This window comes from Blastococcus sp. URHD0036, assembly GCF_000701365.1.
In the GTDB taxonomy this organism is placed as follows: Bacteria; Actinomycetota; Actinomycetes; order Mycobacteriales; family Geodermatophilaceae; genus Trujillonella.
On the sequence record NZ_JNIK01000001.1, the window covers coordinates 13,276 to 31,447 of the forward strand.

The window sequence follows — 18,172 nt, forward strand, 5'->3', positions numbered from 1 at the left end:
GGAGATCCGAGCCTCTCGGCGAAGGCGGAACAGGCATGGCAACCGGGTGGTGGGCGTCGCTGTGGGGGCGGGGGCGCACCACGGGAGACGACGGGTCGTCGCAGCGGCGCCCGCCGGACCAGGCACCCGCCGTCCCCGTCCCGAGCCCGCGCGCCCCTGCGCCGCCCGTCGTCGACGAGGTCCGGACGGCCGGCCCGCCCGGCCCCGGGTCACCCCCCGACCCGGAGCGCAGCACCGCGCTGCGTCCCGCACCACGAACGACAGGAGCACTCCCCGTGGCACAACTCGACAACGTCATCGCCGACCTGCTCTCGATCGAGGGCGCCAGCGGCGCCGCCATCGTCGACATCGAGAGCGGCATGGCCCTCGCGGCCGGCGGCACCCCCGGCTTCGACCTGAACGTGGCGGCCGCCGGCAACTCGAACGTCGTGCGCGCCAAGCTGCGCACCATCTCCGACCTGGAGCTCAAGGACGAGGTCGAGGACATCCTGATCACCCTGCAGGGGCAGTACCACCTCATCAACGTGCTCAAGGGCCAGGGCAACGCCGGCCTGTTCATCTACCTCGTGCTCAACCGCGTCACCGCGAACCTGGCGCTGGCCCGGCACAAGCTGCGGTCCATCGCGGGGGCCGTGAACGTCTGACCCGCCTGCGCGGCGTCGCCCGGCCGGGGGGGCGGGCGACGCCGCGGATCCGCACCGGCCGGACGGGGGACGGCGGTGCGGGCGGTCGCGTCGGGGACGGGGGGACCCGGCGCGGCCGGCCCTCAGGCGGCGGCGGCCGCTGTGCGACTCACGCGGCTGCCGCCGCTGTGTGACTCACGCGGCTGCCGCCGCCAGGATCGAGTCGCGGACGGCGTCCAGGGAACGGTCGTGCGTCTCGATCCAGCGGGTCACCCGGCCTCCGGACACGATGCCGACGCGGTCGCAGCACTCGGCGAGCTCGTCGGGGTCCACCGAGACCACGACCACCGAGGTGCCGTGCGCGGTCGCCTCGGCCAGCAGCTCGCGGACCTGCTGCCGGGCCCGGACGTCGAGGCCCCGGGTGGGCTCGTGCACGACGACGACGTCCTCCGCCGAGGCCATCCAGCGCGCGAGCGCGAGCTTGTGCTGGTCGCCGCCGGACAGCGCGCCGAACACGGTGCGGATGCTCAGCGTCTTCACGTCCAGGCTGTGCACCGTCTTGATCACGCCTCGCAGTTGGGCGATCTCGGTGCGCAGGTCGGTCAGCGCGCCCCACGGCTCGTCGGTGAGCGTCCGGGCGATGGTCTCGCCCGGGTCGACCCCGTAGGCGTCCTCGTCGGGGCTGTAGGCCGGCAGCCGCAGGACGGGCGCGGGCTGCGGTGAGGGCGTGGACTGCGGCTCGCCGTGGAGGACCACCTGGTCGGTGATGGCCGGCATCTCGCCGGACAGCGCCCCGGCCAGCTCACGGACGCCGGAGGAGCGGTGCCCGGTGAGCCCGATGATCTCGCCGCGGCGCAGGTCGAGGTCCACGCCGTCGACGTACCCGGGGACCCGCAGGTTGCGGATCTGCAGCACGACCTCGCCGTCGGCGGGGTCCGGACGGGTGGGGGCCTGGCTCTGGGCAGCCCGTTCGGGCCGAGGCTCGACGCGCGGGGCCGGCACCGGTGCCGCGCCCCCCACCGTCGCGGCGGCCAGGCGGTCCGGGTCCAGGGACGCACTGGGGGCGTCGAGGGCGATGCGGCCCTCCCGCAGGACGAGCACCCGGTCGACCAGCTCGAGCATCTCGGGCAGCCGGTGGCTGATGTAGAGGACGCCGCGGCCCTGGCGGCGCAGGCGGTCGGCGACGGCGTGCAGCCCGGCCACCTCGTCGGGCAGCAGCGCGGCCGACACCTCGTCGAGCACGACCAGCCGGGTGTCCTCGGCCAGCATGCGGGCCACCTCGACCAGCCCGTGGACGAAGTGCGGGAGCTCGCCGACGAGCACGTCGGGACTCAGGTCGAGCGCGACCTCGGTCAGGAGCACCTGGGCCTGCCGGCGCAGCTCCGCCTGCGGACGCCGCGCCGCGTCGGTGCCCCGGAAGACGGCCTGCGCGACGGTCAGCTGGGGGTCGATCCGGATGAGCTGCTCGACGGCCCCCACGCCCAGGAGCCGGGCGTCCTCGGCCGACAGCGGCGCGTAGCCGTGCCCCTGGAGGGTCATCCGGCCGGAGTCGGGCGCGGTGATCCCGGCGACGATGTCGCCGAGCGTCGACTTCCCCGCGCCGTTGGTGCCGACCAGGCCGACGATCTCGCCCTCGTCGACGGTGAACGAGACGTCCCGCAGCACCCGGCGTGCCCCGAAGGACCTGGTCAGCCCCTCGACCTGCAGCAGCGCCATGGAGTGGTGGGCCTCCCCGGGACAGGTTCCGGCGCGAGCCGGTCGACCGATGGTGGAGCGTCCCCCGTGACGCCTCGATACCCAGCGGATTCTATCTGCGCGGCCCGAGGGCGCCCCTCGACCGGCGAGTCGCGGGCCGCCGCGTCAGCCGGCCGTCAGCCAGACCGCGGTGTCGACCGGCACGGTGCCGGCGGAGACCTCGCCGGAGGCCAGCAGGACCTCGCCCTCGGGCAGCGGCACGGCCGCGCCCGAGAGGTTGACCAGGCACACCAGGCCCGGACGGCGGAAGGCCAGGACGCCCTCGGGGGCGGGCAGCCACTCGACGCCGCCACCTCCCGGCAGGGTCCGCCGCAGCGCCAGTGCACGTCGGTACAGCGACAGCATCGAAGCGTCGTCCGCGGCCTGGGCCTCGACGGTCAGCGGCGCCCAGCCCTCGGGCATCGGCAGCCAGGTGTCCGGCCGCGCGGAGAAGCCGTACGAGGGCGCGGCGCCCGACCACGGCACGGGGATCCGGCAGGCGTCGCGCCCCCGCTCGGTGTGCCTGGACCGCTCCCAGATCGGGTCCTGCAGCGCCTCGTCGGGCAGGTCGACGTCGGGCATGCCCAGCTCGTCGCCGTTGTAGAGGTAGGCCACCCCGGGCAGGGCGAGCTGCAGCAGAGCCGCTGCCCGAGCCCGGCGGGTGCCGTCGGCGTTACCGTCGCTGTAACGAGTGACGTGCCGCGGGCGGTCGTGGTTGGAGAGCACCCAGCACGCCGGCGCCGGGGTCCCCTGCACGGTGGCCAGCGAGTGGTCGATCGCCGTCCGCAGCGCGCCGGCGTCCCACTCCGCCGTCAGCAGCTTGAAGTTGAACGCCAGCTGCAGCTCGTCGGGGCGCAGGTACTGGGCGAGCCGGTCGTCGTCGGAGACCCACACCTCGCCGACGGCCATCCGGTCGGGGTAGCCGTCGAGCACCCGGCGGATCCGGCGGTGCACCTCGTGCACCGAGTCGTGGTCGAAGCGGTGGTCGCCGGGCCCGTGGTCGGCGAGCAGGCCGGTGTCCTCCATCGGGACCATGTCCGGCAGACCCTCGGGCTTGGCCATCCCGTGGGCGACGTCGATGCGGAAGCCGTCGACCCCCCGGTGCAGCCAGAAGTGCATGGTCTCCTCGAGGTCGGCGAGCACCTCGGGGTTGGTGAAGTCCAGGTCGGGCTGCTCCGGCGCGAACAGGTGCAGGTACCACTGGCCGTCGGGCACGCGGGACCAGGCCGGTCCGCCGAACACCGAGGGCCAGTTGTTCGGCGGCTCGACGCCGTCGGGGCCGCGGCCGTCGCGGAAGAGGTAGCGCGCCCGCTCGGCCGAACCGGGGGCGGCCGCCAGTGCCGCCTCGAACCACTCGTGGGCGTGCGAGCTGTGGTTGGGCACCAGGTCGACGGTGACCCGGAGCCCCGCGGCGTGGGCCTCGGCCAGCAGGGCGTCGAACTCGGCGAGGTCGCCGAAGACCGGTTCGACGTCGCGCGGATCGGCGACGTCGTACCCGTGGTCGGCCATGGGCGAGGGGTAGAACGGCGTGATCCACAGGGCGTCGACGCCGAGGTCGACCAGGTGGGGCAGCCGCGACCGGATGCCGGCCAGGTCACCGACGCCGTCGCCGTTCCCGTCGGCGAAGCTGCGGATGTAGACCTGGTAGAAGACCGCGTCGCGCCACCAGTCGGGCCCGGTCGCGCGGAAGGGGGCCGGGGTCATCGGGCTCCGCTCAGGAGAGATCGCCAGGGGCGTCGTCGGGCCAACGGTTCTGCATGCTGCGCGCCGCCATCTCCAGGTAGCCCCAGAGGGTGGCGTTCTGGGCGGGGGTCAGCTCGAGTGAGTCCACGGCGTCGCGCATGTTCGACAGCCACGCGTCGCGCTCGGCCGGCCCGATCGCGAACGGCGCGTGCCGCATCCGCAGCCTCGGGTGGCCGCGCTCCTGGGAGTAGGTGGTGGGCCCGCCCCAGTACTGCTCGAGGAACATCCGCAGCCGGGTCTCGGCGCCCTCCCAGTCGTCCTGGGGGTACAGCGGCGCGAGGACGGGGTCGGTGCGGACGCCGGCGTAGAACCGCGACACCAGCCGGTCGAAGGTCGGCGCTCCGCCCACCTCGTCGTAGAAGGCGCGCGCCGAGGGCAGGGTGGGACTCGGCTCGCTCACGGTGTCATGGTCCCGCAGGGACGGGGGTCGCCGCCACGGCGGCCGCCCGGGCGGCCGCCTGCAGCCGCACCCACGACAGCAGCGGCGGCAGGACGGCGAGGACGCCGAGGCCCCCGATGAGGGCCACCACGCCGCTGGGGTCCAGCCCCTCGGCGGCCAGGCCGGCGCCCAGCGCGCCCAGCCCCTGGACGCCGTAGAGGCCGCTGACGGCCACGCCCACGGCGCGCCCGCGGAAGGCCCGCGGCACCTCCTGGACGAAGGTGACGTTGAGCGGGATCGTCCAGGCGCCGCCGACACCGGCCACGAACATGCAGGCCAGGACGACGGCGAAGGTGCCGGCCCCCGGGGGCGCCCACATCGCGACGAGCCCGGCGGCCAGGACGGGGACCAGCGAGACGAGCACGAGGGCGGGCACCAGGCGGTCCCGCCACAGCGGGGGCACCAGCCGGCCGAGCAGCAGCCCGCCGACCGTCACGCCCAGCGGGTTGGCGGCGAGGAGGAGCCCGACCCCGGTGGCGCCGCCACCGATCTCGTCCACGAGGGGCGCGGCGATGCCCTCGGCGGCGTTGGCGAACATCACACCGACCCAGACCAGCACCACGATGGTGAGCAGCCGGGGGGTCCGGGCGATCAGCCGCATGCCCTCGCCGGCGTCCTGCCACACCGAGCGGCGGCCGTCGTCCTCGGGGACGGGGGCGGGGCGGCGCTGGAGGCGGGCGTTCAGCCACAGCGCCGAGACCGCGAAGGTGGCGGCGTCCAGGAGCAGCACCCAGGACGGGTGCAGCGCCCACACCAGCGTGCCGCCGAGCGCGAAACCGACCACCTGCGACATCTGCGAGCTGACGCTGGTCAGCGAGGTGGCGACGGCGTAGCGGTCGCCGGTCAGCACGTCGGCGACGAGCGCGGACCGGGCCGACTCGAACGGCGGGGCGAACAGCGACACGAGCAGCAGCAGCACCAGCAGGACCGCGAGCGGGGTCCCGGGCACGGCCATCCCGACCAGCAGCACGGCACGCGCGGCGTCGCTGGCGATGAGCACGCGGTGCCGGGGCAGCCGGTCGGCGAGGGTGGCCAGCACCGGCCCGCCGATCAGCCAGGGCAGGTAGCTGATCGCGAAGGTGACGGCGCTCAGCAGCGGGGAGTCGGTCCGCTCGTAGACGAGCACGGTGAGGGCGACCCGGGCCAGCTGGTCACCGATCGTGGAGAGCAGGAAGGTCCCGAACAGCGGCCGGAACTCCGCGACGGAGAAGACCTCGCGGTAGGTGGCCTGGCGCACCGGCGTGGCGGCCGGGGGACCGTCGCTCACCGCGGGGCCGCGGGTACGGAGCCCAGGGCGGGGGTGGGCGTGCGGATCCCCTCGAGGGCGAACCGCTCGCTCAGCCGGAGCCGCAGCTCCCGGGCGACGCGCCACTGGTCGGCGTTCGTGCTGCGGACCTGCACGCGCATGACGACCCCCTGGGCGGTGATCTGCTCCACGCCCAGGGACTCGGGCTCGGCCAGCAGCACGTCGGCCCACTCCGGCTGGGCGTACATGGCGTCGGCGACCTCCTGCATCACGGCGCGGCAGGTGTCGAGGTCGGTGTCGTGGGCGACGGGCATGTCGATGACGACCTGGGCGAAGCCCTGGCTCTTGTTGCCGACCCGGAGCACCTCGCCGTTGCGGACGTACCAGACCACCCCGTGGGAGTCCCGGAGCCGGGTGATCCGCAGCCCCACGGCCTCCACGGTGCCGATGGCCTCGCCCAGGTCGACGACGTCCCCGACGCCGTACTGGTCCTCGAGGATGATCCCGATCCCGGCGATGAAGTCCTTGACCAGGTTCTGCGCCCCGAAGCCGAGGGCCACGCCCACGACGCCGGCGCTGGCGATGATCGGCGCCAGGTTCACGCCCAGCTCGCCGAGCACGAGGACGACGGCGATGCCCAGGACGACGAACGACGAGAAGCTGCGCAGCACCGAGCTGATCGCCGCCGCCCGCTGCGTGCGGCGCTCGGCGATCGTCTCCACGCCGTCCGGGTCGGCACCCCGGGCCCGGTTCTGCCACGGCCGCAGGATCGTCGCCATCGACCCGGTCGCCGTTCGGGTGGTGAGCCGGCGGATCCCGCGGTGCAGGAGCAGCCGGGTGACCACGGCCAGCACGACGATCAGCAGGATCCGTGCCGGCTTGGCGATCAGGGCGTCCGCGTTCGCGGCGAGCCAGTCGACGCCGAACAGGTCGTAGACGCGGGCGCACAGCGAGCCCGCGTCGGTGACGCACTCAGGGAGTTCCGTGCTGCCGCTCTCGACGGCGGCGACCACGGACAGTGAACTGCTCATCACCGTCCATGGTCTCAGGCGTCGCGGCCCACGTCAGCCTTGGATGCCGGATCCGTCCGGGAATCCGGTGTGCTGGGCGAGGAACGCCAGCTGGTCCGCCGCCAGGCCGACCGTCCGGCTGACCGCCCGGGCGCCGTGCCCGACCGAGATCTCCCGGCGCAGCAGCACCGGCGCGTCGGCGGTGGTGGCGTGCTGCAGGGCGGCGGCGAGCTTGCGGGCGTGCAGCGGGTCCACTCGGGTGTCGCTCTCGAAGGTCGTGAAGAGGACCGCCGGGTACGCCGTCCCCTCGCGGACGGCGTGGTACGGCGAGTAGCCCAGCAGCCAGCCCAGCTCGACCGGGTCGTCGGCGGTGCCGTACTCGTCGTTCCAGGTCCGGCCCAGCCCGAAGCGCTCGTACCGGACCATGTCCAGCAGCGGCGCGCTGCAGACGACGGCCGCGACCAGGTCGGGCCGCTGGGTCAGCGTCGCGCCGACCAGCAGGCCGCCGTTGGACCCGCCGAAGACGGCCAGCTGCGCCGGCGTCGTCCAGCCCTCGGCGACCAGGTGCTCACCGGCGGCCGCGAAGTCGTCGAACACGTTCTGCTTGCGCTCGCGCATGCCGGCCCGGTGCCACTCCTCGCCGTGCTCGGAGCCGCCGCGCAGGTTGGCGACCACCCAGACCCCGCCGGCCGCGACCCAGGACAGCGCCTGCGCCGAGTAGGCCGGGGTGAGGGAGACGTTGAAGCCGCCGTAGCCGTAGAGGACGGTCGGTCGCGGGGTGTCCGGCCGGCCGGTGCCCGACAGGACGAAGAGGTGCACCGGCGTCCCGTCCGCCGACGTCGCGTGCGTCTCGACGACGGTCACGTCCGGGACGGCGCCGGCGACGGGTGCCCGCTCGTGCTCCGCCAGGGCGGTCGGGTCGGTGGCCTCCCAGCGCAGCACCGACGGCGGGGTGGCGTAGTCGGTGTAGCCGACCCAGGCCGTCGTCCCTCCCTCGGGCCGGGAGCTGACGCCGGAGACGCTGCCCGGCGGCAGGGCCGTCACGTCGTGCTGCTTCCCCGTGCCGTCCGCGGCCCAGACCGACAGCCGGTCGGTCGCGTCGACCGAGTGGACGGCGAGCACCTGGAGGGCGCCGTCCGGCCCGTCGACGAGCGCGACGTCGGACAGGACGCCGTCCTCCTGCTGGGGGACGACGTCGGTCCACGCCTCCGGCGCCCAGGTCGCGGCGTCCTCCGGGTCGGCGACCGCCAGCCGCCGGCGCGGGGTGCCGCGGTCGCTGAGCAGCCACAGCCGGCCGTCGCGGGCGACCCACGCGGAGGTCTGCGCGTCGACGCCGACCTGCAGCTCGCGCAGCTCGCCGGCCGCACTCAGGTCGGCGAGCCACACGTCGTCGCGCGGGGCGGTGCCGGCGGAGGCGGAGACGACCAGCCAGCGGCCGTCCCGGCTGGTGTGCACGCCGTAGTAGTTGGTCGGGTCCAGACCCTCGCCGTGGACGAGCGCGTCGGTGCCGGGGTCGGCGCCCACCCGGTGGCGCCAGACCCGGCGGTGGAACTGCTCCTCGCCGGCCGGCACCTGGTCGGGGGCGAGGCGGCGGACGTAGAACAGCTCCTCGCCGCCGGGCAGCCAGGCGACGGGGGAGTAGCGGCAGCGGTCGACCGGGCCGTCGAGCTGCTCGCCGGTGGCGACGTCGAGGACGTACAGCCGCGACTCCTCGTCGCCGCCGGTCGACAGCTGGTAGGCCAGCCGGTCGCCCTCCCACGACGGCGACCAGGCGTCGAGCGTGGTGGTGCCGGCGGGGTCGATCGCCATGGGGTCGACGAGCACGCGCACGGTGCCGTCGGGCTCGCGCACCCGGAGGACGGCGTGCTCCTGACCGGGGTCGCGGCGGGTGGAGAAGGCCCGCCCGCCGCGGTGCGCCGGGACGCCGACCGCGCCGGCGTGCACCAGCTGCTCGAGCCGCTCGGCGAACCGCGCCCGCAGCGGCAGGGCGGCGAGTGCGGTGGCGGTGAGGGCGTCCTGGGCGTCGGTCCACGCGCGGGTGCGGTGGTCCTCGACGTCCTCCAGCCAGCGGTAGGGATCGGCGACGGCGGTGCCGTGCAGGTCCTCGATCAGGTCCAGCCGCGGGGCCTCGGGATAGCGCACCCCGTCCACGGTAGTTCTCCCGCGTGGTGGCCCGAGACGCATCCCACGAGCGCTCCGGCCCCGTTTCGCGCCATGATGGGCCTACCCGTGGGTCGTGCAGCACCCAGCGGCACGTCCCGCGGCGCTGGAGGTGCCCCGTGCCGCGTGCCGTCAACGGGTCGTCGTCCGCGAGCCAGCCGGGCCCGCGCCGCGACCCGGTCCACTTACCGCTGACACCCGTGCCCGGCCGCGGGACCGCCGCGGCCACCCTGCTCCTGAACGCGACCTACGAGCCGCTGTGCGTCGTGTCCAGCCGGCGGGCGATCGTGCTCGTGCTCGCCGAGAAGGCGGTCTCGGTCGACGCCTCGGCCGAGCTCGTGCACGCCGAGTCGGTCACGGTCCCGGTGCCGGTCGTCGTCCGGCTGACCCGCTACGTCCGGGTGCCCTACCCGGCGCAGGTGCCCCTGTCACGCCGCGCGGTCTTCACCCGCGACGGGCAGACCTGCGTCTACTGCGGCAGCTCGGCGACGAGCATCGACCACGTCGTGCCGCGCAGCCGCGGGGGCACCCACACCTGGGACAACGTGGTCGCCGCCTGCCGCCGGTGCAACCACACCAAGGCCGACCGATCGCTGGCCGAGATGGGCTGGAAGCTGCCGCACCCGCCGCACACCCCGAGCGGTGCGGCCTGGCGGCTGCTCGGCCACCGGACCGTGGACCCCCGCTGGCGGGAGTGGCTCGGCCTCGCCGACAGCGTCAGCGCGTGACGTCCCCGGCGACGGCGCGGCGGCTGTGGGCGCTCGGCGAGCCCTTGCACGCGCTCGCCTACTTCGCCGCCGAGGTGGTGGCGGCGGGTGATGCCGCGGGCCTGCGCGGCTTCTGGTCCGGCTACTTCGCGATGCGTGCAGCGCCCCTGGGCCCGGTGGGTCCCGAGGTCGTGACGGCGACCTTCGTCGGGTTCGCGCCGTCGTTCGTGCGGCGGTGGGTCCCGGGGGTGTGGGACGCGGTGTCGCCCGCGGAGGCCCTGACCGCCCGGCTCGCCGGGATCGACGCGGCGGTGCGGCGGGTGCTGGGGGAGGAGTGGCCGGACTCCGCCGAGGCCGCGGAGGCAGCCGCCCTCGCCGGGACCGCCGCGGCCGCCGTGGACGTGCCGGGCCGGCCGCTCGCCGCGGCGAACGCCGGACTCCCGGTGCCCGACCGGGCGCACCTGGCCCTGTGGCAGGCGCTCACCACGCTGCGGGAGCACCGCGGGGACGGGCACACCGTCGCGCTGGTGCAGCGCGGCATCTCCGGGCTGCAGGCCAACGTGCTCGCCGTCGCGGCCGGCCGCACCGACCGCGCGTGGCTGCTGCGGGCCCGCGGGTGGAGCGAGCCGGAGTGGGACGACGCCGTCGCCGCGCTGAGCGACCGCGGGTGGCTCGACGGCGACGGGCTGACCGCGGAGGGGCTGTCGGCCGTCACCGCGGTCGAGGCCGACACCGACCGTCTGGCGCTGGGCCCGTGGCAGGCGCTCGGCGACGTCGGCTGCGACCGGCTCGCGGCGCTGCTGGTGCCCGTCCGCCGGGCCGTCGTCGCGGCGGGGGACTGGCCGACCGGCAACCCCATCGGCGCCCCCGACCCCTCCTGAGTGAGGCATAGGAAGCAATCCCCACGTCCTCAGGCGGGAGACGTGGGGATCGCTTCCTATGCCTCGGCGGAGCTCAGGTGACGCGGGAGCGCTCGGTCGGGTACGCCTCGTGGGCGCTCTCGGCGAGGACGGCGCGGAAGCGCTCCATCGCGTCCCAGACGTCGACGAACCGGGTGTAGATCGGCGCCGGACCCAGCCGCACCCGGTCCGGCGTCCGGAAGTCCGGGACGACGCCGCGGTCGACCAGCGCCTGGGTGATCTGCCAGGCCTGCGGGTGGGCCAGGCTGACGTGCGAGCCCCGGCGGGTGGCGTCCCGCGGCGAGGCGAGGACGACGCCGTGCGGGGCCAGCTCCGCGTCGGCCAGCGCCACCACGAGGTCGGTCAGCGCCCGCCCCTTGGCCGCCAGCGCCTCGATGCCGGCCTCGGCCACCAGCCGCGCGCCCACCTCGACCGCGGCCGTGGCCAGCACGGGCGGCGTCCCCACGCCGAACCGCTCGATCCCCGGCGCCGGGTCGTAGACCGGACCCATCTCGAACTGGTCGCGCTGGCCGAACCACCCCCAGATCGGCTGCCGCAGCTCGTCCTGCAGCTCGCGCCGCACGTAGAGGAACGCCGGGGCGCCGGGGCCGCCGTTCAGGTACTTGTAGGTGCACCCCACCGCGAGGTCGGCACCGATCGCATCGAGCTCGACCGGGACGGCCCCCGCCGCGTGCGAGAGGTCCCAGAGGACCAGCGCGCCGGCGTCGTGCACCAGCCGGGTGACCGCGGTGAGGTCGGGCAGGGCGCCGGACCGGTAGGCCACCGCCGAGAGGACGACGACCGCGACCCGCTCGTCCAGCGCGGCGGCCAGCACCTCGGGGTCGAGGCCCTCGTCGATGTGCGCCGGGATCTCGCGGACCTCCATGCCGCGCGCCGCGGCCACTCCCGCGACGAGGTAGCGGTCGGTGGGGAAGTCGTCGGCGCAGCAGACCAGGACGTCGCGGCCGGGACGGGCGTCGGCACCGGCGACCAGCAGCTTGTAGAGGTCGACCGAGGTCGAGTCGCCGACCAGGACCTGCCCGGGCCCGGCGCCGAGCACGCCGGTGCCGATGAGGTCCCCCACCTCGGTCGCCTGCCCGATCCACGACGACCAGGAGCCGATCAGGCCGCGGCCCCACTGCTCCTCGGCGACCCGGGCGAGGGCTGCCGGGGTATCCCGCGGCAGCCGGCCCAGCGAGTTGCCGTCGAGGTAGAGCAGGGACTCGTCGGCGACGACGAACCGGTCGCGGAACGCGGCGAGGGGATCGGCGGCGTCCAGCGCCTCGGCGGCCGCGCGGGTGAGGTCCACGTCCCCTGTCTACAGACCCCGGGGACTCCCGCGTGCGAGATCCCCGGGGTACCGGGCGCCGTGCCGGGACACGGGCGCGTGGAAGCCCGGGGCTGCCGGTAGGTTGTCGGCCGTGAGCACCGTCGAGACCATCCTCGTCTTCGCGGGCATCCCGCTTGCGATCATCCTGCTGTTCGCCGCGCTGACGCTGCTCCCCGGGCGTGCCCGCAAGGCCCGCTACAAGCCGGGTCAGCAGTGGGAGTACCCGCCGGTCTGGTGGGAGCCGCACCCGACGGGCAGCGCGCACGACGGGGGCCACGGCGGGGCGCACGCCCTCACGGCCGGCCACTCGACCGCCACCTCCGCCGGCCCGCTCGGCGGCGCCCGCGGGACCTGGTGACCCCGGCCCCATGACCACCCCCACCCGAACCGTTCCCGGAGGTCGGCGATGACCCGCACCATCGAGGCCACGTCGCACGACACGGCCACCGAGACGACCGCGGCCGCGCGCACCGATCAGACCGAGGGCCAGGACTCCCCGTTCACCCTCCCGGAGCTCTCCCGGCTCGACGAGGCGCTGACGATGTCCTCCCGCGAGACCGGCCTGCGCTTCACCCTCTACCTGGGTGACCTCGGCGCCCGGACCCGCTCCCGCGCCGAGGAGCTGCACGGGACCTCCGGCGGCGACCCGTCGGAGGCGGTGCTCCTGGCCGTCTCGCCCGGGCAGCGCGTGGTCGAGGTCGTGACCGGGCACGCGGCCGCGCGCCGGCTGCCCGACCGCGCCTGCGCCCTCGCCGTCCTGTCGATGACGAACTCGTTCGCCTCCGGTGACCTGGTCGGCGGCATCGTGAACGGCCTGCGTCAGCTGTCGGACCAGGCCGGCCACCCGCGGGGCCTGCACACGCACTGAAGCGCTGAACGCCAGAGGCCCAGAACCGATCCGGTTCTGGGCCTCTCGCGTTCGTGCCTACGGGGACTCGGCGGCGTCCCGCTCCCGGGCCCGGAGCGAGCGGGCGATGCCGTCCCGCCCCTCGGCGACCAGCCGGCGCAGCGAGGCCGGGTGGTCGGGCTCGGCCAGCCACGCGTCGGCGGCCTGCACCGTGCGGAGCTCCACGACCGGCGGGAACAGGTACTGGACGGCGTTCTTGGCGATCTCGCCGGGGCGGTTCTCCCACAGTGGCCGGATGTCGGCGAAGTACCGCTCGACGTAGCCGGCGGTCAGCTCCCGCTGGGCGGGGTGCCAGAAGCCGGCGAGCATCGCCTCGTGCACGGCGTTGGGGATGCTGGCGTCGGTGAAGGCCTTGCGCCAGGTCTCCTCCTTCGACTCCGCCGTCGGCCGCAGCGCACGGGCCGTGGCGGCCCGCCGGGCACCGGTCGCGGTCGCGTCCCGGGCCGCCTCGGCGTCGATCTCGGCGTCCCCGGCCGCGCCGATGGCGACGAGCCCGTTGAGGAAGGCCCAGCGGGCGTCGGCGTCCACCTCGAGGCCGGCGATCTCCCGCGTGCCGTCGAGCAGGCCGCGCAGCACCGCGGCGTGCTCCTCGGTGCGGGCGGCGGCCGACAGCGTGCGCGACCACTGGAGCTGCTCGTCGCTGCCGGGGGCGGCGGACTCCAGCGCGCTGAGCGCCTTATCGGCCAGCGCCCGCCAGCCGACGTCGGCCCAGCGCGGGTCGGCGTAGGAGCTCAGCGCCGTCTGCACCCGGGCCAGCAGGGACTGGACGACGCTGATCTCGGTCTCGGCGTCGATGCCGGCGAGCACCAGCTGCACCCACTCGCGGGCGGGCAGCTCGGCGTCGCGGGTCATGTCCCAGGCCGCCGACCAGCACAGCGCGCGGGCCAGCGAGTCGGGCAGCGCGCCGATCGAGGACCGCAGGGTGGCCAGGGAGCGCTCGTCCAGCCGGAGCTTGGCGTAGGTCAGGTCGTCGTCGTTGACCAGCACCAGCGCGGCCGCGGGGTGGCCGACCAGCTCCGCCACCTCGGTGCGGGCGCCGTCGACGTCGAGCTCCACACGGGTGGTGCGGGTCAGCCCGTCCGGTCCGGTGTCGTACAGGCCGACGGCCAGCCGGTGCCGGCGCAGGTGCGGGTGCTCGGGGACGGCGGTCTGCTCGATCACGAACGAGCGGTACCGGCCGTCGTCGGTCAGCTCGAAGACCGGCCGCAGCGTGTTGACCTGGCTGGTCTGCAGCCACTGCTGCGACCACTCCGACAGGTCGCGCCCGGTCGCCTCCGACAGCGGGTCGAGCAGGTCGGCGAGCGTGGTGTTGCCGAACTCGTGGTCACGGAAGTACTGGCGGATGCCGGCGAGGAACTCGTCCCGGCCGACGTAGGCCACCAGCTGCTTGAGCACCGAGGCGCCCTTCGCGTAGGTGATGCCGTCGAAGTTCACCTCGACCGCGGCGACGTCGACCATGTCGGCGGCGATCGGGTGCGTCGAGGGCAGCTGGTCCTGCGCGTAGGCCCAGGCCTTCTCGGTGTTGGCGAACGTCGTCCAGGCGGTCGTGTACTCGGTCGCCTCGGACTGGCACAGCGTGCTGATGTAGGTCGCGAAGGACTCGTTGAGCCACAGGTCGTCCCACCAGCGCATGGTCACCAGGTCGCCGAACCACATGTGCGCGAGCTCGTGCAGGATCGTCTCGGCCCGGCGCTCGTACCGGGCGCGGCTGGTCTTCGAGCGGAAGACGTAGTCCTCGAGGAAGGTCACCGCGCCGGCGTTCTCCATCGCGCCGGCGTTGAACTCCGGCACGAAGAGCTGGTCGTACTTGTCGAACGGGTACGGGTAGTCGAAGACCCGGTGGTAGAAGTCGAACCCCTGCTTGGTGACGGCGAACAGCTCGTCGGGGTCGAGGTACTGGGCCAGCGAGGCCCGGCAGTACAGCCCCAGCGGGATGCCCTCGTGCTCGTCGGTCACCCGCGCGTACGGGCCGGCGATCAGCGCGACCAGGTAGGTCGACAGCCGCTTGGTCGGCTCGAAGTGCACCAGCTGCGAGCCGCCGGGGCCGCTCTCGACGGTCCGGCCACCGGTGTTGGAGATGACCTGCCAGTCGAAGGGCGCGACCACGTGCACGGTGTGGGTGCCCTTGAGGTCGGGCTGGTCGAAGCAGGCGAACATCCGCTTGGCGTCGGCCGGCTCGAACTGCGTGTAGAGGTAGACCTGCTGGTCCTCGGGGTCCACGAACCGGTGCAGGCCCTCGCCGGAGTTGGAGTACGAGCAGTCGGCGACGACCTCGAGGGTGTTCTGCTCGGCGAGGTCGGGCAGCGGCAGGCCGCCGGCGACGGTGTAGGTGCCCACGTCGAGGGGCTTGCCGTTGAGCGTCGCCGAGTGCACGGTCTCGGCGACGAGGTCGATGAAGGTGCTCGCGCCCGGCTCGCGCGCGGTGAACTCCACCGTCGTCGTCGACCGGAACGTCGACTCCCCGGGGTGTCCGGCGCCGTCGGTCAGGTCGAGGTGGATGTCGTAGCCCTGCACGGCCAGGAGGCGGGCGCGGGCGGCGGCGTCGTCGCGGGTCAGGTTGGGTACAGCCACGCCGGGCAGCTTCCCACGGGGGACCGACGCGCCGCCGAGCAGCGGTTCGGGGAACAAGCCGCGCGGGCGCCGACTTGGCAGCCCGCAGAGGGCCGGGGCGCCGCGCGCCGGCCACGAGCACGTGGAGGAGCACCACCCATGACCGAGGCAGTGCAGAGCGCACCGGTGAAGGCCCGCGTCGACTTCTGGTTCGACCCGCTGTGTCCCTGGGCCTGGCTGACCAGCCGCTGGGTCCTGGAGGCCGCGAAGGTCCGCGACATCGACCTGCACTGGCACGTCATGTCGCTGGCGGTGCTCAACCGCGGGCGCGACCTCCCCGAGGAGTACCGCGAGATGATGACCAAGGCGATCGGCCCGGTGCGGGTCGCGATCGCCGCGGCGCAGCAGCACGGCGACGAGGTGCTCGGAGACCTCTACACGGCCATGGGCACGCTGCGCCACCACGAGGGTGTGGAGCTCGACGAGCTGATCGCGCCGGCGCTGGAGCGGGTCGGCCTCCCGGCGTCGCTGGCCGAGGCCGCGACGTCCACCGAGTACGACGAGGCGCTGGAGAAGAGCCACCACGAGGGCATGGACCCGGTGGGCGACGACGTCGGCACCCCGGTCATGCACATCGACGGCGTCGCGTTCTTCGGCCCGGTCATCAGCAAGGTGCCGACCGGTGAGGACGCCGGCAAGGCCTTCGACGGCGCCGTCCTGCTGGCGAACCTGCCGGACTTCTGGGAGCTCAAGCGGACCCGGCTCTCCGGCCCCGACATGGACTCGGTCCCCGCCGACGCCCTGGAGCTCCGCCGCTCCGCCTGACGCCGAGTGGAGTGCCAGGGGCGAGGGATCCTCGCTCCTGGCACTCCATCAGGATGGGCCGGTGCCGCACCCTCCCCGTCAGCGCATCCTGATCACCGGCGCGAGCTCCGGCCTCGGCGCCGGGATGGCCCGCCGTTTCGCGGCCCGCGGTCGCGACCTGGCCCTGGTGGCCCGCCGGCTCGACCTGCTCGACGCCCTCCGCGGCGAGCTGCTCGCCGCGCACCCCGGCATCCGGGTGGTCACCGCCGAGCTGGACGTCGACGACGCCGCCGCGGTCGACGAGGTGGTGCCCGCGCTGGCCCGCGACCTGGGCGGCCTCGACCGGTTCGTCGCCAACGCCGGGATCGGGAAGGGCGCCTCGGTCGGCACCGGTCAGGGGTGGGCCAACCGGGCGACGCTGTTCACCAACGTCCTCGGCACCCACGCCCAGTGCGAGGCCGCGGTCACGCTGTTCCGGGAGCAGGGGCACGGGCACCTCGTGCTGATCTCGTCGGTCGCCTCGATCCGCGGGATGCGCGGCACCCGGACGGCGTACGGCGCCAGCAAGGCCGCGCTCAACGCGCTCGCCGAGGGCATCCGCTCGGACCTGCTCGGCACCGGCATCCGGGTGACGACGGTGCTGCCCGGCTACATCGAGACCGACCTCAACGTCGGCCGCCGCGGACCGCTGACCGTGGACCTCGACACCGGCGTCGACGCCCTCGTGGCCGCGATCGAGCGCGAGCCGGTGCGGGCCTACGTGCCCGAGTGGCCCTGGCGCCCGGTCGCCGGGCTGCTGCGTGCCCTGCCGCTGCCGCTGGTCCGCCGCCTCACCTGAGGACAGGAGACTTTCGCGCGCGAAAGTCTCTCTCCGTCGCCGGTGGCGGCCCCGCTCGATTGTGGTCCCGCGCCGCCGCCGATAGCGTCGTGAGATGTCATCTTTGCCATCTTTGCGGGTAGCGGTGTGGGGCACCGGGGGAGTCGGCACCAACGCGGTCCAGAGCATCGCGCGCCGTCCGGACCTCGACCTCGTGGGCGTGTGGGTGCACTCGGCGGACAAGGTCGGGCAGGACGTGGGCACGCTCACCGGCGGGGAGCCGCTGGGGCTGACGGCGAGCGCGGACGTCGACGAGCTGCTGGCCCGCGGTCTCGACTGCGTCGTCTACGCGGCCAGCGACGGCGGGATGCGGGCGTTCGCCGTCGACGACTACGTCCGGTTCCTCGAGGCCGGCGTCAACGTGGTCACCGTGACCACGCCGGCGCTCATCCACCCGCCGGCGTACGACCCGCAGGCCCGCGAGCGGCTCGAGGAGGCCGCCCGTCGCGGCGGCGCGACGCTGTACGCCTCGGGCATCGAGCCGGGCTTCGCCGGGGACCACCTCGTGGCGTTGCTGCTGACGCTGTCGCGGCGGGTGGACTCCGTCCGGTCGCAGGAGATCTTCAGCTACGCCAACTACCCGGTCGCCACGACGATGTTCGACGTGTTCGGCTTCGGCCGGCCGCTGGAGTACACGCCGGTCATGGCCATGCCGGGGGTGCAGCAGGCGACCTGGGGACCGGTGGTGCACATGGTCGCGGCGGCACTCGGTGCCGAGCTCGACGAGGTCCGGGAGACCTACGAGCGCGAGGTGACCGACCGGCGGCTGGAGGTCGCCTGCGGGGTGATCGAGGCCGGCACCGTCGGCGCGGTCCGCTTCGAGACGATCGGCGTCGTCGGCGGGCGGGACGCGATCGTGCTCGAGCACGTCAACCGGATGGCCCCCGACGTGGCGCCGCACTGGCCGACCGCGCCGCAGGACGGCACCTACCGGATCGTCGTGGACGGCGAGCCGTCCATGCGCTGCGACCTGGTGCTGGGGTCGAGCCCGGAGACCTCCAGCCCCGACGGGATGCTGGCGACCACGATGCGGGTGGTGAACGCCATCCCGGCCGTCTGCGCCGCGCCGCCCGGGCTGGCGACGGCCCTCGACCTGCCCCTGACCCTGCCCCGCGCGGCGCTGTAGCTCTCGCTGCGAGCGGC

At 74.7% G+C, this 18,172-nt stretch carries 16 protein-coding genes; 8 read left to right on the forward strand and 8 right to left on the reverse strand.

What is annotated here, in order from left to right:
• Nucleotides 1–275 precede the first annotated feature (275 nt).
• Nucleotides 276–644 (forward strand): hypothetical protein, encoded by a 369-nt coding sequence (locus tag N555_RS0100090; RefSeq protein WP_029429467.1) that lies wholly within the window; start codon nucleotides 276–278, stop codon nucleotides 642–644.
• 174 nt (nucleotides 645–818) lie between these two features.
• Here N555_RS0100090 and N555_RS0100095 read toward each other — a convergent pair whose 3' ends face one another.
• The 6 genes from N555_RS0100095 to N555_RS0100120 all read right to left on the reverse strand — a co-directional run bounded on the left by N555_RS0100095 (nucleotide 819) and on the right by N555_RS0100120 (nucleotide 8,937).
• Entirely contained in the window at nucleotides 819–2,339 is a 1,521-nt protein-coding gene (locus N555_RS0100095) for an ATP-binding cassette domain-containing protein (protein ID WP_029429468.1), read from the reverse strand.
• A gap of 144 nt (nucleotides 2,340–2,483) precedes the next feature.
• Nucleotides 2,484–4,061, reverse strand: coding sequence for a glycoside hydrolase family 13 protein (locus N555_RS0100100; protein ID WP_029429469.1), 1,578 nt, complete (start codon nucleotides 4,059–4,061; stop codon nucleotides 2,484–2,486).
• Nucleotides 4,062–4,071: 10 nt separating this feature from the next.
• Nucleotides 4,072–4,500: a globin gene (locus N555_RS0100105; protein WP_029429470.1), complete on the reverse strand. Its 429-nt coding sequence runs from the start codon at nucleotides 4,498–4,500 to the stop codon at nucleotides 4,072–4,074.
• 4 nt (nucleotides 4,501–4,504) lie between these two features.
• On the reverse strand, nucleotides 4,505–5,806 hold the full coding sequence (locus N555_RS0100110) for an MFS transporter (protein ID WP_029429471.1): 1,302 nt from the start codon (nucleotides 5,804–5,806) through the stop codon (nucleotides 4,505–4,507).
• Entirely contained in the window at nucleotides 5,803–6,816 is a 1,014-nt protein-coding gene (locus N555_RS0100115; protein ID WP_034508064.1) for a mechanosensitive ion channel family protein, read from the reverse strand. The genes N555_RS0100110 and N555_RS0100115 overlap by 4 nt, the downstream gene beginning before the upstream one ends.
• A gap of 33 nt (nucleotides 6,817–6,849) precedes the next feature.
• The gene (locus N555_RS0100120) at nucleotides 6,850–8,937 is read right to left on the reverse strand and encodes a prolyl oligopeptidase family serine peptidase (protein WP_029429473.1); all 2,088 of its coding nucleotides are present in this window, start codon (nucleotides 8,935–8,937) and stop codon (nucleotides 6,850–6,852) included.
• Between the two features lie 209 nt (nucleotides 8,938–9,146).
• Here N555_RS0100120 and N555_RS0100125 point away from each other — a divergent pair, with 209 nt between their 5' ends.
• The gene (locus N555_RS0100125; protein ID WP_081865886.1) at nucleotides 9,147–9,683 is read left to right on the forward strand and encodes an HNH endonuclease; all 537 of its coding nucleotides are present in this window, start codon (nucleotides 9,147–9,149) and stop codon (nucleotides 9,681–9,683) included.
• On the forward strand, nucleotides 9,680–10,543 hold the full coding sequence (locus N555_RS0100130; RefSeq protein WP_029429475.1) for an SCO6745 family protein: 864 nt from the start codon (nucleotides 9,680–9,682) through the stop codon (nucleotides 10,541–10,543). Before N555_RS0100125 ends, N555_RS0100130 begins: the two co-directional genes overlap by 4 nt.
• 73 nt (nucleotides 10,544–10,616) lie before the next feature.
• Here the strand turns inward: N555_RS0100130 and kynU are convergent, their stop codons facing one another.
• Complete coding sequence (kynU, locus tag N555_RS0100135; protein WP_029429476.1) at nucleotides 10,617–11,870, reverse strand: kynureninase; 1,254 nt, start codon at nucleotides 11,868–11,870, stop codon at nucleotides 10,617–10,619.
• 112 nt (nucleotides 11,871–11,982) lie between these two features.
• Between kynU and N555_RS0100140 the strand changes: the two genes are divergently transcribed.
• Both N555_RS0100140 and N555_RS0100145 read left to right on the forward strand, forming a co-directional pair.
• Nucleotides 11,983–12,249, forward strand: a complete 267-nt coding sequence (locus N555_RS0100140) for an aa3-type cytochrome oxidase subunit CtaJ (protein WP_029429477.1) — start codon at nucleotides 11,983–11,985, stop codon at nucleotides 12,247–12,249.
• A 48-nt stretch (nucleotides 12,250–12,297) separates the two neighbouring features.
• Nucleotides 12,298–12,759 (forward strand): DUF5130 family protein, encoded by a 462-nt coding sequence (locus tag N555_RS0100145; RefSeq protein WP_029429478.1) that lies wholly within the window; start codon nucleotides 12,298–12,300, stop codon nucleotides 12,757–12,759.
• 57 nt (nucleotides 12,760–12,816) lie between these two features.
• On the opposite strand, the gene pepN is transcribed toward N555_RS0100145, so the two are convergent.
• Entirely contained in the window at nucleotides 12,817–15,369 is a 2,553-nt protein-coding gene (pepN, locus tag N555_RS0100150) for an aminopeptidase N (RefSeq protein WP_029429479.1), read from the reverse strand.
• A gap of 138 nt (nucleotides 15,370–15,507) precedes the next feature.
• On the opposite strand from pepN, the gene N555_RS0100155 reads away from it, so the two are divergent.
• The 3 genes from N555_RS0100155 (at nucleotide 15,508) to N555_RS0100165 (ending at nucleotide 18,155) form a co-directional block, all read left to right on the forward strand.
• Nucleotides 15,508–16,173, forward strand: coding sequence for a mycothiol-dependent nitroreductase Rv2466c family protein (locus N555_RS0100155; RefSeq protein ID WP_029429480.1), 666 nt, complete (start codon nucleotides 15,508–15,510; stop codon nucleotides 16,171–16,173).
• A 61-nt stretch (nucleotides 16,174–16,234) separates the two neighbouring features.
• The gene (locus tag N555_RS0100160) at nucleotides 16,235–16,990 is read left to right on the forward strand and encodes an SDR family oxidoreductase (protein ID WP_029429481.1); all 756 of its coding nucleotides are present in this window, start codon (nucleotides 16,235–16,237) and stop codon (nucleotides 16,988–16,990) included.
• Between the two features lie 94 nt (nucleotides 16,991–17,084).
• Nucleotides 17,085–18,155 carry an NAD(P)H-dependent amine dehydrogenase family protein gene (locus N555_RS0100165; protein ID WP_029429482.1) on the forward strand — a complete coding sequence of 357 codons (1,071 nt, stop codon included), beginning with the start codon at nucleotides 17,085–17,087 and terminating at the stop codon, nucleotides 18,153–18,155.
• Nucleotides 18,156–18,172: the final 17 nt, after the last annotated feature.

Coding starts and splice junctions, on each gene's coding strand:
- N555_RS0100155 (WP_029429480.1), top strand. CDS start 15,508: ATGACCGAGGCAGTGCAGAGCGCACCGGTGAAGGCCCGCGTCGACTTC.
- N555_RS0100095 (WP_029429468.1), bottom strand. CDS start 2,339: ATGGCGCTGCTGCAGGTCGAGGGGCTGACCAGGTCCTTCGGGGCACGC.
- N555_RS0100115 (WP_034508064.1), bottom strand. CDS start 6,816: ATGAGCAGTTCACTGTCCGTGGTCGCCGCCGTCGAGAGCGGCAGCACG.
- N555_RS0100100 (WP_029429469.1), bottom strand. CDS start 4,061: ATGACCCCGGCCCCCTTCCGCGCGACCGGGCCCGACTGGTGGCGCGAC.
- N555_RS0100145 (WP_029429478.1), top strand. CDS start 12,298: ATGACCCGCACCATCGAGGCCACGTCGCACGACACGGCCACCGAGACG.
- N555_RS0100165 (WP_029429482.1), top strand. CDS start 17,085: ATGTCATCTTTGCCATCTTTGCGGGTAGCGGTGTGGGGCACCGGGGGA.